The 13,952-nt window shown below is 72.3% G+C and carries 13 protein-coding genes; 4 read left to right on the forward strand and 9 right to left on the reverse strand.

Annotated elements, in window-relative coordinates; translation table 11 throughout:
- Positions 1-39: 39 nt before the first annotated feature.
- From VFZ92_RS06390 to VFZ92_RS06400, 3 genes are read right to left on the reverse strand one after another with little or no spacing between them, the layout of a single operon-like run.
- Complete coding sequence (locus VFZ92_RS06390) at positions 40-843, reverse strand: SDR family oxidoreductase (RefSeq protein WP_330874846.1); 804 nt, start codon at positions 841-843, stop codon at positions 40-42.
- Positions 840-2,501: an FAD-binding dehydrogenase gene (locus VFZ92_RS06395; protein WP_330874847.1), complete on the reverse strand. Its 1,662-nt coding sequence runs from the start codon at positions 2,499-2,501 to the stop codon at positions 840-842. The genes VFZ92_RS06390 and VFZ92_RS06395 overlap by 4 nt, the downstream gene beginning before the upstream one ends.
- On the reverse strand, positions 2,498-3,139 hold the full coding sequence (locus VFZ92_RS06400; RefSeq protein ID WP_330874848.1) for a TetR/AcrR family transcriptional regulator: 642 nt from the start codon (positions 3,137-3,139) through the stop codon (positions 2,498-2,500). Before VFZ92_RS06400 ends, VFZ92_RS06395 begins: the two co-directional genes overlap by 4 nt.
- An 86-nt stretch (positions 3,140-3,225) precedes the next feature.
- On the opposite strand from VFZ92_RS06400, the gene VFZ92_RS06405 reads away from it, so the two are divergent.
- Together VFZ92_RS06405 and VFZ92_RS06410 are read left to right on the forward strand one after the other, a co-directional pair.
- On the forward strand, positions 3,226-3,717 hold the full coding sequence (locus VFZ92_RS06405; RefSeq protein WP_330874849.1) for a metallophosphoesterase family protein: 492 nt from the start codon (positions 3,226-3,228) through the stop codon (positions 3,715-3,717).
- 287 nt (positions 3,718-4,004) lie between these two features.
- Positions 4,005-4,187, forward strand: a complete 183-nt coding sequence (locus tag VFZ92_RS06410) for a hypothetical protein (protein WP_330874850.1) — start codon at positions 4,005-4,007, stop codon at positions 4,185-4,187.
- Here the strand turns inward: VFZ92_RS06410 and VFZ92_RS06415 are convergent.
- Positions 4,173-5,345, reverse strand: coding sequence for a helix-turn-helix domain-containing protein (locus VFZ92_RS06415; RefSeq protein ID WP_330874851.1), 1,173 nt, complete (start codon positions 5,343-5,345; stop codon positions 4,173-4,175). The two genes, VFZ92_RS06410 and VFZ92_RS06415, sit on opposite strands and share 15 nt — an antisense overlap.
- Before the next feature lie 92 nt (positions 5,346-5,437).
- On the opposite strand from VFZ92_RS06415, the gene VFZ92_RS06420 reads away from it, so the two are divergent.
- The gene (locus VFZ92_RS06420; RefSeq protein ID WP_330874852.1) at positions 5,438-6,520 is read left to right on the forward strand and encodes a ferredoxin reductase; all 1,083 of its coding nucleotides are present in this window, start codon (positions 5,438-5,440) and stop codon (positions 6,518-6,520) included.
- Positions 6,521-6,546: 26 nt separating this feature from the next.
- On the forward strand, positions 6,547-7,728 hold the full coding sequence (locus VFZ92_RS06425; RefSeq protein WP_330874853.1) for an acyl-CoA desaturase: 1,182 nt from the start codon (positions 6,547-6,549) through the stop codon (positions 7,726-7,728).
- Positions 7,729-7,744: 16 nt separating this feature from the next.
- Here the strand turns inward: VFZ92_RS06425 and VFZ92_RS06430 are convergent, their stop codons facing one another.
- The 5 genes from VFZ92_RS06430 to VFZ92_RS06450 all read right to left on the reverse strand — a co-directional run bounded on the left by VFZ92_RS06430 (position 7,745) and on the right by VFZ92_RS06450 (position 13,907).
- Positions 7,745-9,802: a CotH kinase family protein gene (locus VFZ92_RS06430; protein ID WP_330874854.1), complete on the reverse strand. Its 2,058-nt coding sequence runs from the start codon at positions 9,800-9,802 to the stop codon at positions 7,745-7,747.
- Positions 9,793-10,605 (reverse strand): polyphosphate polymerase domain-containing protein, encoded by an 813-nt coding sequence (locus VFZ92_RS06435; protein ID WP_330874855.1) that lies wholly within the window; start codon positions 10,603-10,605, stop codon positions 9,793-9,795. The genes VFZ92_RS06430 and VFZ92_RS06435 overlap by 10 nt, the downstream gene beginning before the upstream one ends.
- Positions 10,602-11,204, reverse strand: coding sequence for a DUF4956 domain-containing protein (locus VFZ92_RS06440; RefSeq protein WP_330874856.1), 603 nt, complete (start codon positions 11,202-11,204; stop codon positions 10,602-10,604). Before VFZ92_RS06440 ends, VFZ92_RS06435 begins: the two co-directional genes overlap by 4 nt.
- Positions 11,205-11,737: 533 nt before the next feature.
- Positions 11,738-12,499, reverse strand: coding sequence for a dienelactone hydrolase family protein (locus VFZ92_RS06445; RefSeq protein ID WP_330874857.1), 762 nt, complete (start codon positions 12,497-12,499; stop codon positions 11,738-11,740).
- A gap of 121 nt (positions 12,500-12,620) precedes the next feature.
- A complete protein-coding gene (locus VFZ92_RS06450; RefSeq protein WP_330874858.1) occupies positions 12,621-13,907 on the reverse strand; it encodes an ArsB/NhaD family transporter in 1,287 nt (428 codons plus the stop codon).
- Positions 13,908-13,952: the final 45 nt, after the last annotated feature.

Raw genomic sequence — 13,952 nt, forward strand, 5'->3', positions numbered from 1 at the left:
GCACCCCTTCCCGGTGGCCGACGGCTCAGCCTCGCGCGCTCACCGCTTGAGCCCGTGCGCGCGGGCGGTCAGCCGGTGCGCGAACGACCGGGGCGTGAGGCGGCGGACGGCGAAGACCAGCGGGGCGCGGCTGCCCACCGCGTACAGCGGTCGCGGCGACGCGGCCCGCACCGCGCGGACGATGGTCTCGGCGACCTTCTCCGGCGGGATGCCGGACTCCTCGTTCGCGTCCAAAGTGGACAGCATCGTGCGGTAGTCGTCCCCGTAGGGCGAGTCGTCCGCGATGTACTTCGTGCGCCTGCCGCTGATGCCCGTGTTGATCGAGCCGGGTTCCACGGTCGTGATGCCGACGCCGAACGGCGACACCTCCAGCCGCGCCGCGTCGGCGAACCCCTTGATCGCCGCCTTGGTCGCCACGTAGGAAGACCGGTAGGCGAGCGGGAAGCTCGCCAGCATGGACCCGACCATGACGATCCGGCCGCGGCGGCGGGCGCGCATCCCCGGCAGGACGAGCTGGGTCAGGCGCACCGGCGCGAGCACGTTGAGCCGGAACACCTCCTCGATCGCCGAGGTGGGCAGTTCCTCCAGCGGTCCGACCTGGCTCTCGCCCGCGTTGTTGACGAGCACGTCCACGTCGGCCAGCACCGGCGCGAACTCCTCGACGGCCCGCGCGTCCATCAGGTCGAGCGCGCGGTACTCCACGCCCTCGACCCGCTCGGCGGGCGCGATGGCGTCGGGGTTGCGGCTGGTGCCGATCACCCGGTAGCCGAGCGCGACGAGGGCGGCGGCGGTCGCGCGGCCGATGCCGGACGAGGCGCCGGTGACCAGCGCGGTACCCGTCACGACAGCGTCCTGGCGAGCGCGCGGCCCGCGGCGCGGCCGGAGAAGATGCAGCCGCCGAGGAACGTGCCCTCCAGCGCGTTGTACCCGTGCACGCCGCCGCCGCCGAACCCGGCGACCTCGCCCGCCGCGTACAGGCCGGGGAACGGCTCGCCGTCGGGCCGCACCACCTGCGAGTCGAGGTTGGTCTGGATGCCGCCGAGGGTCTTGCGGGTGAGGACGTTCAGCCGCACGGCGATCAGCGGGCCGTGCGCCGGGTCGAGGAAGCGGTGGGGCTTGACGGCGCGCGCGAGCTTGTCGCCGATGTAGCGGCGGGCGTTGCCGATCGCCATCAGCTGGAGGTCCTTGGAGTACGGGTTCGCGACCTCGCCGTCACGGGCCTCGATCTGGCGCCGCAGCTCGGCCTCGTCGACCTGCGGGCCGCGCGACAGCTTGTTCATGCCCTGCACCAGTTCCGGCAGCGTCCGCGCGACCACGAAGTCCACGCCGTGCTGCTTGAACGCGTCCACCGGGCCCGGAGCGCCCTTGCTCACCCGGTTCCCGATGGTCTTCTTGAGGTCCTTGTCGGTGAAGTCGGGGTTCTGCTCCGACCCCGACAGCATGAACTCCTTCTCCAGGATCGTCTGGGTCAGCACGAACCAGGAGTAGTCGTGGCCGGTGGCCAGGATCGCCTTCATCGTCGTGTTGGTGTCGAAGCCGGGGAAGTTCGGCGCGGGCAGCCGCTGCCCGGTCGCGTCGAACCACATCGACGACGGGCCGGGGATGATCCGGATGGCGTGGTCGGGCCAGATGGGGTCCCAGTTGTGGATCCCCTCGGTGTAGTGCCACATCCGGTCGGCGTTGACGACGTTCGCGCCCGCGCCCTGCGAGATGGCGATCATCCGGCCGTCGACGTGCGCCGGGACGCCGGAGATCATCGTCGTCGGGCACGCGCCGAGCCGCTCGGTCGGCCAGTTGCGGCGGATCAGCTCGTGGTTGTGGCCGATGCCGCCCGACGTGACCACGACGGCCTTCGCCCGCAGCTCGAACTCGCCCGCCTTCTCCCGCGAGGACGCCTTGCCGCGCTCCTCGTCGCTGGGCACGAGGACCGTGCCGCGCACGCCCACCGCCGCGCCGTCCTCCACGACCAGGTCGTCGACCTGGTGCCGGAACGCGAACCGGACGAGGCCGCGCTCCTCGCCCGCCAGCACGGGTTCGGCGAACACGCGGACGACCTCGGGCCCGGTGCCCCACGTGAGGTGGAAGCGGGGGACCGAGTTGCCGTGGCCCGACGCGCTGCCGCCGCGCTCGGCCCACCCGACCAGCGGCGTGATCCGCAGGCCGAGGTCGTGCAGGTACTTGCGCTTCTCGGTGGCCGCGAACCGCACGTAGGCCTCGGCCCACTGCCGCGCCCAGTGGTCCTCGTCGTCGCGGTCGAAGCCCGCCGACGCCGTCCAGTCCCGCATCGCCAGCTCGTAGGAGTCCTTGATCCCCAGCCTGCGCTGCTCGGGGCTGTTCACGAACATCAGCCCGCCCAGCGACCAGAACGCCTGCGCGCCCAGGTTCGCCCGGTTCTCCTGCTCGACCACCAGCACGCGGCGGCCGCTCTTGACCAGCTCGTGGGTCGCGACGAGGCCGGCCAGGCCCGCGCCGACGACGATGACGTCGGGTTCGAAAGTCATGACCGTCCCTTGGTCTCGGTGCTGTAAGCCGTGATGACGTGCGTCGCCAGATCGGCGCGGCGCTGCCGCACGGCGGGGTTGTCCGGTTCCATCAGGCACTGCACGGCAGTGCCGTCGTGCACGGCTATCAGGGCCTGGCCGAGCGCGGCCCGGTCCGGGACCTCGCGGCCGATCCGCGCGAGGAGGTCCTCCACGAACGGCGCGGCGGCCTCCACGATCGCGTCCTCGCGGGCGGTCATGACCCGGCGCAGACCGGGGTTGCGCAGGGCGTGCGCGGTGAACTCGGCGCTGACGCGGAACCAGACGTCGTCCACCGGGATCGCGGGCAGCAGGTGCTCCACGACCGACCGCACGTCGCTGACGTCCGCGCTCCCGGCGTTCTCGAACGCCGTCCGCATCGCCTCCACCAGGTCGTGCGACCGCTGCTCCCACATGGCCAGGAACAGCTCGTCCAGCGACGCGAAGTTCGAGTAGAACGCCCCGCGCGTGAACCCCGCCCTGCCGCACACCTGCTCGACCGTCGACCGGCCGAAGCCCTCCTCGGCGAACACCTCGGCGGCGGCGTCCAGCAGCCGCCTCCTGGTCTCGGTGCGCCGCCTGGACGGGCGCGAACCCGTCTCGGCAGCCGACTTCGTCACGGGCGCACCTCCGGTGTCGGGGGGAAGGTAGCAGATACACCGGCGTATCGGATGCAGAAATGTATCGAACGGGCGACACTGGTCGGATGAGAGTGGTCGTCCTGTCCGACACGCACGCGCCCCGCTACTGGAAGTCGTGCCCGCCCGCGGTCGCCGAGCACCTGCGCGGCGCCGACCTCGTGCTGCACGCGGGTGACGTCTGCGTCGCACCGGTGCTGGCGGAACTGGCGGAGTACGCCCCGGTGCGCGCGGTGCTCGGCAACAACGACGGGCCGGACGTGGCCGACTGGGGAGCGCCCGAGACGCAGGAGCTGGAGGTCGAGGGCCTGCGGGTGGCGATGGTCCACGACAGCGGCCAGGCCACCGGCAGGACCGCGCGGATGCGCCGGAGGTTCCCCGACGCGGACGTGGTCGTGTTCGGGCACTCGCACATCCCGATGGACGTGACCGGTGACGGCGTGCGGATCTTCAACCCCGGCTCGCCGACCGACCGGCGGCGGCAGCCGCACGGCACCGTCGGCCTCTGGCGGGTCGAGGACGGCGAACTGGTGGAGGCCCGGATCGTGCCCGTCACGTGACCCGGCGGAGGACGTCGCCGACCGGCCGGTGGTCGGTCTCGGTCGCGGCGTGTCGGTGAGGACGCGGTACGGCTCGTCCCACGGGTCCTCGGGCCCGAAGCCCCGCCGCGGGTCCTCCACGCGGCCGAGCCGGTGCCACCACGGCCCCACGACTGGCTCCCCGACCCTCGTCGCGTGGCCGCGCTCGCGTTCGGCCTGGTCACGGGCCCGGTGCGGGCCGGGTACCAGCCCGTTGGCGGTCCACCGCCGCCGCGACCCGCCGTGGCACGGGCGCGGTCGCCGCGCGGGTGGACGGCGAGGTCCGCCCCGACGTGGCCGCGAACACCGCGCTGGACCTCGTCTTCGCGCCCCCGCGCCACCGGCTGCCCGTGCCGCGGGCACCGGTCGACGCCCGGTGCGTCGACGCGGCCGTCGACCTCCGCCTGGCGGGACCGGTTCCGCGACCGCCGGACGCGTCACCCCGTCGGTGACGCCCCCAGCGCGATGGTCAGCTCCAGCACGGTCGTCGGGTCCTCCAGCCGGTCGCCGTACAGCTCGCGCAGCTGGCTCATGCGGTAGCGCACGGTCTGCGGGTGCACGAACAGGTCGGCCGCGATCTCGTCGCGCCGCCCGTGGTGCAGCAGCCACGACCGCAGCGTCTCGACGAGCTTGGCCCTCGGTCCGGGGCGCAGTCCGCCGAGCGGGGCGAGGACCTGGGCGCGCAGGTCCTCAAGCGCCTCGACGTCGGAGCGCAGCACGAGGTCGGCCAGCCGCTGCTCGGTGTCCAGCGGCGCGTCGTCCGGCGTCGTCAGTCCCAGCCGCACGGCCCGCCGGGCGCGCAGGTAGGACGACCTGACCAGCGTCCACGGCCGCGCCGGGCCGACCACGGCGTCCACACCCCGCAGGGCGCCGGTGAGCGACGGGCGGGAGCGGCCCTCGGCGTCGGGGACGAGGAGCACGGTCATCCGCCCCTCCGGCTCGTCCTCGACCGCCTCCAATGTGCGCGGGTGGAGCCGCACGAGCGCGCCGCGGGCCCTCGCCTCCGGGACGACCACGGCGGTCAGCGAGCGCGGCGGTTCCCACGTCGCGCGCTCCGCCGCCGCCACGAGGTCGTCCGGCTTCCCGCCGGTCAGCAGGCCCTGCGCCAGCCGTTCCAGGTAGTGCTGCCGGACCCGGCCCGTCGTGGCCAGCTCGTCGGCGTGCCCGGCCACGCTGAGCGCGGACAGCTGGTCGATGTAGGCGAACAGCAGCTCGGCGAACCGGGCCATCTCACCCGCCGACAGGTCGCCGGGCGCGGCGATGGCGCTCAGCTCTCGCCACGCGATCCGCGCGCCCACCCGGTACGCGGCCAGCAGCGCGTCCATCGACCGCCCGCTGCGGGCCTCACCCCGACCGAGCGCGTAGGCGCCGTCGAGCGCCGGGCCCAGGGGGGTGCCCGCGTCCGTGCCGCCGGTGCCCGCCGTCAGCTCCAGGAAACCCGCCAGCGCCAGCTCCACGGCCCGCTCGATCGTCCTGCCCGTCCCGCCGGTGAACACCTCGGCGTAGGCGGGCACCTCCTGGACGACGGCGGCCACCGTGTGCTCGGCGACCGACGCCAGACCCGCCCGCATCGCCGCCGCCACCGACTTGGGCAGGCGAAACTCACCCAAGTTCGACGAATTGTTCGCGGAAGACAAAGAAGTGGTCTCGATTCACGTCAGGGGCACAGGAATTTACCTCCTGATGTTGACACGCTGGAGGCATGGCGACAACACGGACACCGGCTCGGAGCTCGTTGCGCTCCCGCGCGCGCCGGTTCGTCGAGCTGGCCACCACGCCGCTGGTGCCCAGCGACTTCTGGGAGGTCCTCGACCCGCTCCGGGGCGGGGCGAACCCGCGCGGGCGGATCGTGGCCGTGCGGCCCGAGACGCGGGACGCCGCCACCCTGGTCATCCGGCCGGGACGCGGCTGGGCCGGTCACACCGCGGGCCAGTACGTGCGGCTCGGCGTCGACGTGGACGGCGTCCGGCAGTGGCGCTCGTACTCGCTGACCTCGCCGCCGCGCCCCGACGGCACCATCACCGTCACGGTGAAGGCCGTGCCGGACGGCGTCGTGTCGAGCTTCCTGGTCCGCCGGGCCGCGGTCGGCACCCTCGTGCACCTCGACCAGGCGCAGGGCGACTTCACCCTGCCGCTGGTCCGGCCCGCGAAGGCGCTGTTCGTCACCGCGGGCAGCGGGATCACCCCGGTGGTGGGGATGCTCCGCGACGGCGCGGGCGGGCTCGACGACGTCGTGCTGGTCCACTCCGCGCCCCGCCGGGAGGACGTCATCTTCGGCGCCGAGCTGCGCGGCCTCGCCGAGCGCGGCGGCCTGCGCCTGGTCGAGCGCCACACCGCCACCGAGGGGCGGATCACCCCCGAGCAGCTCGCCGAGCTGGTGCCGGACATGACGTCGAGGCAGACGTGGGCGTGCGGCCCGAACGACCTGCTCGACGCCCTGCGGGAGACCTACGACGCCGCCGGGCGCGGCGACCGGCTGCGCACCGAGCGGTTCCGCCCCGCCGTGGTCGCCGTGGGCGAGGGCGGCACGGTCACGTTCGCCGACTCCGCGGTGACCGCCGACGCCGACGGCGCCACCTCGCTGCTCGACACCGGCGAGGCCAACGGCGTGCTCATGCCGTCCGGCTGCCGCATGGGCATCTGCTTCGGCTGCGTCATCCCGCTGCGCGAGGGCTCCGTGCGGGACCTGCGCAACGGCGCGGTGACCACCGCCGTCGCGGGCGACGACATCCCGGTGCAGACGTGCGTCTCCGCCGCCGCGGGTCCCTGCCGACTCGGCATCTGACCCCACCCGACTTCTTCGAGGACACCATGACGACGATCCAGAAGCAGGACCACAACCCGATCGCGCACCTGACGGCCGAGGACATCGCGAACCTCGGTCGCGAGCTGGACGCGTTGCGGGAGAAGGTGATCGCGAGCCGCGGCGCGAGCGACGCCGCCTACATCCGCAGGGTCATCAAGACGCAGCGGGTGCTGGAGATGGGCGGCAGGGCCGTGCTGCTCGCCTCCCGCTACAAGCCGGCGTGGTTCGTCGGCACCGCCGCGCTGTCGGTCGCCAAGATCCTGGAGAACATGGAGATCGGCCACAACGTCATGCACGGCCAGTGGGACTGGATGCGCGACCCGAAGATCCACTCCACGACCTGGGAGTGGGACCACGCCTCGCCCGCCGAGCAGTGGAAGCACTCGCACAACGAGCTGCACCACACCTACACCAACGTCCTGGGCAAGGACAACGACCTCGGCTACGGCATCATGCGCGTCGACGAGGGCCAGCGCTGGCACCCCGCGCACCTCGGCCAGCCGCTGTGGAACCTGATCAACGCCATCTTCTTCCAGTACGGCATCGCCGCCTACGACCTGGAACTGGGCAAGAACCTCGCCACCAGGAAGCGCCGCCAGAACCCCGCGTTCAAGGCGCGCCTGTCCGCGACGCTGCGCAAGGTCCGCCGCCAGGCCACGAAGGACTACGTGGTCCACCCGCTGCTGTCCGGCCCGTCGGCACCCACGACGCTGGCCGCGAACCTGACCGCGAACCTCATCCGCAACCTGTGGACGCACTCGGTGATCATGTGCGGCCACTTCCCCGAGGGCGTCGAGACCTTCGAGCGCACGTCCATCGAGGGCGAGACGCGCGGCGAGTGGTACCTGAGGCAGATGCTGGGGTCGGCCAACATCAGCGGCGGTCCGCTGATGCACCTCATGACCGGGAACCTGTCGTTCCAGGTGGAGCACCACCTGTTCCCCGACCTGCCCAGCAACCGGTACCAGGAGATCGCGCCGCACGTGCGGGACCTGTTCGAGCGGTACGGGCTGACCTACACGACCGGGTCGCTGCCCAAGCAGGTGGTGTCGGCGTGGCGGAAGGTGATCCGGTTGGCGTTGCCGAACGACTTCCTGGCCAAGGCGCCCGCGTCGGCGCCGCCCGCGCGCCCGGCCGCCCGTCGTGAGGTGGCCGAGCCCGCGCGGGTGGCGGTCGCCGGGTCCTGACCGGGGGTCTCCGCGGTCAGCTCCCCGTGCAGGTCGGTGTCGGGGTGGCGGGTGTGCCCGCGGTCGACCCGAGGAACCCGAACGTGGTGGCGGCGCCCGCCGCGACCGACCCGTTGTGGGCGGCGTTGCGGGCGGTGGCCGTCGTGCCCTGGGTCGTGACGGTCGCGTTCCAGGACTGGGTGATGGCCTCGCCGCTCGCGAGCGGCCAGGACACGGACCAGGAGCCGATGGCCGACGAGCCCGCCGTGACCTTGACCTCGCCCTGGAAACCGCCCTGCCACCTGCTGGTCACCGTGTAGGTCGCGGTGCACCGCGACCCGCTCGGCGGCGGGGTGGTGGTGGTCGTGGTCGGGGGAGTGGTCGTCCCGCCGCCCCAGCCGGAGGTCGAGTCCAGCCACGCCGTGCGCCGCGTCATCCAGTCCTTCAGGTACTGGACCTGGCCCTGCCAGGTGGACGCGGTCGGCGTGATGAACGGGCCGATGTACTGCGTCGAGAGGTTCGGCCAGCGCTGGAAGTTGCGCTGCGCGGCGTTGGTCAGCGGCCGGGCCAGCGCGTCGGCCCTGCCCAGCAGGGCGGAGTCGGCGAGCAGGCCGCGGCGCAGCGTCTGCCAGCGGGTCTTGAGCTGGTTGACGAACGCGGGGTCGCGCAGGAGCTGGGCGTACCAGTCGTTGGCCGTCGGCTGGCGGGTCTGCTGGTGCTGCCAGCCCGACGTCTGCTCGTTCTGGAAGTACCCGCCCACGCCGAACGTGAGGTCGAAGTCCCACAGCGGACCGGCGAAGATCTTCGAGTCCCGGTCCTTGTAGAAGTGGGCGCTGCGCACGTAGGCGTCCATCCCGCGCCCCAGCTCGTTGATGATCATGTGGTCCACGAACGACCCGACGTCGATGTACTTCTGGTAGCCCGTCACGGGATCGGCGTGGTTCGGGGCGCGCAGGACGTCGTGGAACTCCTGGACGTGTCCGCGCAACCAGTCCCGCTGCGCGGAGTTCAGCGGTGACGGGTCGGCCACCTCCAGGTAGTTCCAGCAGGTGTTCGACGGGCCGGTGCACGGCAGGGTGGGCTCCTCCGCCGCCATCCACTCGAACTTCCAGATGTACCCGCCGCTGATCTTCGGCAGGGTGGTGTCGGCCTCGTCCAGCTTCTTCAGGTCGAGGCGGTTCTCGGTGTTCTTGATCGTCTCGACGATCATGTAGACGCCCATGTAGTCGCTCGCCGCCACCGGGCTCGCGTCGGTGTTGAGGTAGAACTCGGCGAACGAGTACCGCGGCGCCTGGAGTCCCATCTCGCGGCCGAGGTCGTAGAGCAGCGCCTCCCGGATCAGCGCCTTGTCGGTGAACGGTCCGCGCAGCACCCAGTCGGAGTCGGCGGGCATCCCCAGCACCGGGTGGTCGGCGTCGTCGTCGGTGTTGTCGCGGAACTCCAGCCGGTACGGCGTCTTCTCGAACGTGGCCGACGACTGGCCCCGCAGCTTGAACCCGGCCCGGGTCGCCACCGCGGGCGTCGCGGCGAGCGACGTCGTCCCCCCGGCGGGTGGCTGGAAGATCATGGTGGTGGCGTCGACGTACTCCCGGCCCGGTTTGCCCGCGCCGTAGGAGTCGATCAGGACCACCGGCAGGTCGTGGGCGGTGGAGGTGGCGCGGGCGGTGTACATCGCCGTCCCCGGCGCGCCGGACGCGGTCTGGTCGACGAACGCCTGCGCCCGAAGCTGCGTCGTGCGGGTGAACTGGAGCGGCGCGTCCTGGTAGAGCGGGGACGACGCGGTGGGTGGCGTCCCGTCGGTGGTGTAGCGGATCCGGGCCCCGGCGACCGCGGTGCTCAGCGACACCGACACCTGGCCCTGGAACGTGCCGCTGGGCACGGAGAAGACGATGTCGCCCACCAGGTCGGCCGCGGAGGCCGCCGCGGTGGCGGCGTCGGCCGCCGTGGTGCCGGCGGGCGCGGCGTGGGACACCGGCGCGGTGCCCGCGACCAGCGTGAGCGGGACGAGGAGTCCGGCGAGGAGCACGGCGACCACCGCGACCCCGGTGGTGCGGCGGGTCGACGCGGCGCCGTCGCCGCGAGAGGTCAGACGCACGATGGCTCCTGTTCGGGTCGGTGGGAGGCGGCCGCCGTGGCCGCCCGTGCGACGGTGTCGCGGAAGTGGCGGCGCAGCGTCCGCCGCCACGGCACGTCCGGCAGGGTCAGGCGCAGGGCCGCCAGACCGGTGGCGTACTTGGAGATGCGCGTCGGCCGCACGCCCGCCTGCCACAGCATCCGGTCGACCGGTGTGGCCGCCGAGGTGCTCTTGGTCTCGACCACGGCCAGACCGGGCAGGCGCAGCACGGAGTCCGCGTCCCGCCAGGTGAGCCCGGTGTCGACGGTGACCCGGCTCGCGGTGTCCGGCAGCAGCAGGGTGGTGCGGTCGTACGCGGTGACCAGGACCTCGTCGAAGCGCTCGCCCGCGGTGCCGAACGACTCGCGGGCGAGCGCCTCGTCGACGAAGTCGCGGCCGGGGCGCACGGTGCGGCGGTCGCTCGGGTGGTGGGGCAGGCGGTGCTTGGTGACGCTGTCGCGCGCACCGCTGATCTTGACCTCCAGCCAGCACTGGTCGGAGTCGAGGTAGGTGCGGGTGCGCACCTTGAACCGCCTGCGCCTGCGGTGCGCCGCGCCGTGGTAGCTGGCGAGCCCCGGCGTGTCGAAGTACACCGACTCGTAGCGGAAGGTCCGCACACCGCCGATGTCCAGCACGCGGGCGCACGGCACGAGCTGGTCCAGCAGGCGCGGCAGCGCGGAGGTCGGGACGAGGTACTTGCGGTCGACCCTCGTCTGGAGGGCCGCGCGCTCGACCAGTTCGGCCAGGCCGACGGGGGCCAGGCGCGACACCGGGTCCGCGCTCATCGACGGGCTCCGGCGTGCGCGGGCGTGCCGGGTTCGACGGCCGCGCGGCGGTCGGTCAGCGCGTACCGGACGTCGACCACGGTCGTCTCGTTGGCCAGGTCGATCCGCTGGACGGTCACCACGTGCACCCTGGCGTCGAGCAGCCGTTCCAGGTGCGCGAGGAGCGCGGTGTGGTCCGTGACGGCCGAGTCGAGCACCAGCACCTGGTGCCGGTACTGCCGGAACAGCCGCCGGTGGTCGCCGAGGTACATCACGGTGATGATGAGCGCCATCAGCCCGCCGCTGAGCCACACCGAGGTGGTGCTCAGCGCGCCGAGGATCCCGAGCGCCAGCGCGGAGAAGTAGTACGCGACCTCGTGCTGGTCGAGTTCCGTCGAGCGCAGGCGGATGATCGACAGCACGCCGAACAGCGCGAGTCCCAACCCGAGTCCGGCGCCGACGTTGCTGGAGCTGAGCGCGCTCGCCACCGCGAGGACGCCGACGTTGACCCCCAGGTAGGCGACGACCAGGTCGCGCCGCCGGTGCCGGGGGAAGTAGAGCCCGAAGACGAGCAGCACCACCGCGCAGATGTCGATGGCGAACAGGATGATCCGTTGCATTCGTGCGTTCCTCCTGAGCCGCTACAGGGTCGGCCGAGCGCCGTCACTCCCCGGCAGGAGGTCCGAAATGCGGTTCCCGAAACTTTCGGCATATCAGGTAAACTTTCGGGAACCCAGGGAAAACAATAGGGGCTGTCGCGGTGTCGCGTCAATGAATTCCACGGCGTGGTCGCGTATCACTTGGCGGGGAGTTTCCTGCCTGGAGGCGAATTCCTGTGGCCTTCGTCGTGGAGAGGGGGCGGAGGCGTGGGATGGTCTTTTCCAGGACAAATTATCGAAACTTTCGGCCAGTCGGCGATCAGTGGCCTGACGCTGGGTCACGACTCGTCCTGCGGAACCCGGTTCAGGTGCTCCCGGGACGCCCGCCAGGTCACCGGCCCCTCCCCGCCGGGCTTCACCGCGCCTCCGGCACGGCGGGCCGCGCCGTCGGCCCGGTCGCCCGTGCCGGATCCCCGAAGGGCTGCTTCTCCGTGGTCGCCGTGCCGGGGGCGCTACGACCCGACGTGGCGCCAGGAGCTCGCGGACACCGTGCCTCAGCGCGGGTCCCGGCCGCCCAGCGACTGCTCCAGGAGGGGGAGCAGTCGGTCCCAGTGGCGGCGCAGCGCGGCGGCGTCGAACGCGTCGGTGTCGGACATCGTGAAGCCGTGGACCGCGTCGGGGTAGACCTCGCACGCGTGCTGGACCCCCGCGGCGTCCAGGGCCCTCTCCAGCACGCCGAGCGCCTCGGGCGACAGGTCGTTCTCGGCCAGGCCGAGGTGGACGCGGGCGGTGAGGTCGCCGACGCGCAGGTGCGGGCTGTCCGGCTCGTCGGTCACCAGCGCGCCGGGGTGGAACCCGGCCAGGGCGGCCACCCGGTCCGGGTGGGCCGTCGCGGTGCGCATCGCGAGGACGGCCCCCATGCAGTAGCCGACCGCGGCGACCGGTCCGGCGGCGACCTCGGGCCTGCTGGAGAGGAAGGACAGGTAGGCGTCGGCGTCGCGCAGGGCGTGCTCGGTGGTGTGCGCCCGCATCAGCGGCACCAGCCGGGCGAACAGCTCGGGCCTGACCTCGGCGGTGATGTGCTCGGGGAGGTCCACCACGGGCGTCGGGCCGTGCCGGTAGTACACGTTCGGGACGAGCACGTAGTACCCGTGCCCGGCCAGTTCGCGGGCCAGGTCCAGCAGCACGGGCCGCACGCCGAACGCGTCCATGTGCAGCAGCACCCCCGGGTGCCGCTCGCCGTCGTCGGGGAACGCGGCGAACGCGTCGGCCCGGCCGTCCTCGGTGGGGATCAGCAGCGTCGTCTCGGTGGGCATGGCAGGTCCTCCCTGGCGTTCCCCCGCACCCGCGCACGACCTCCACCGGGTCGGGTCCGCCGAGGACGGGGGCTGGAGCCACCAGCGTATTCGATCTTCCGCGGCACCACCGGGCGCCGGGTCACGAGAAGTACCGCAGCCAGACGTACACCCACGCCATCGCCGTGCTCAGCGCCGTGACGACGATGCCGTACCTGGTGAACTGCCAGAAGCTGATCGGGTGACCGGTGCGGGCGGCGATGCCCACCGCCACGACGTTCGCGCTCGCCGCCACGGCCGTGCCGTTCCCGCCGAAGTCGGCCCCCAGCGCGAAGGACCACCACAGCGCCTCGCCCGTGGCCGCGTCCGGGACGCCCGCGACCATCCCCTCGACCACGGGTGCCATCGTCGCCACGTAGGGGATGTTGTCGAAGAACGCGCCGAGGACGCTCGACCCGAACAGCAGGGCCGTGGCGGCGAGGAAGTGGTCGTCGCCGAAGGCCCCGGCGGTCCAGCCGCCGATGGTGCCGATGACGCCGGTGTGCACGAGCCCGGCCACCATCACGAACAGACCCATGAAGAAGACGAGCGTCGGCCACTCGACCTCGGCCAGCACGTCCGCCACGTCCACGCGGGTGACGAGCAGCATGACGCCCGCGCCGACGAGGGCGACGACCGCGGGGTCGACGTGGACCACGGCGTGCAGGCCGAAACCGAGTACGACGCCCGCGAACACCACCAGGCAGCGGCGCAGCATGACCGGGTCGGTGATGGCGCGCCGCTCCTGCAACGCCATCACCGAGGCCACGTGCTCCTCGTTGTGCTGGAAGGACTTCCGGAACAGGAACTTGGTCAGCAGCACGAACGCCACGAAGACGACCACGACCACCGGTGTCATGTGGACGAGGAAGTCGACGAAGGTCAACCCGGCCCGGCTGCCGATGATGATGTTCGGGGGATCGCCGATCAGCGTGGCCGCGCCGCCGATGTTGGACGCCAGCACCTCGGCGATCAGGTACGGCTGGGCGGGGATGCGCAGCCGGTCGCACACCACGACCGTCACCGGGGCCACCAGCATGATCGTGGTGACGTTGTCCAGGAACGGCGACGCGACGGCGGTGATGCCCATCAGCATCACCATGAGCCGGTACGGCCGCCCCCTGGCCCTCTTGGCCGCCCAGATGGCGAGGAAGTCGAACACGCCGGTCTGCTTGACGATCCCGACGATCACCATCATCCCGAACAGCAGGAAGATGACGTTCCAGTCGATCCCCTCGTGCTCGGAGAAGAACACCTCGGAGCCGGGGACGAGGCCGAGCACGGCCATCAGCCCCGCGGCGACGAGGACGACCTTGACCTTGTCCGCCTTCTCGGTGGCGATGAAGAAGAACGCGACCAGGAAGATCGCGAGCGCGAGCAGGGCGGTCACGGCGGGCCGGGGGTGGCGGCGGAGCGCACGGGCGGGACCTCCGAA

This window comes from Umezawaea sp. (assembly GCF_036375055.1).
Taxonomy (GTDB): Bacteria; Actinomycetota; Actinomycetes; order Mycobacteriales; family Pseudonocardiaceae; genus Umezawaea.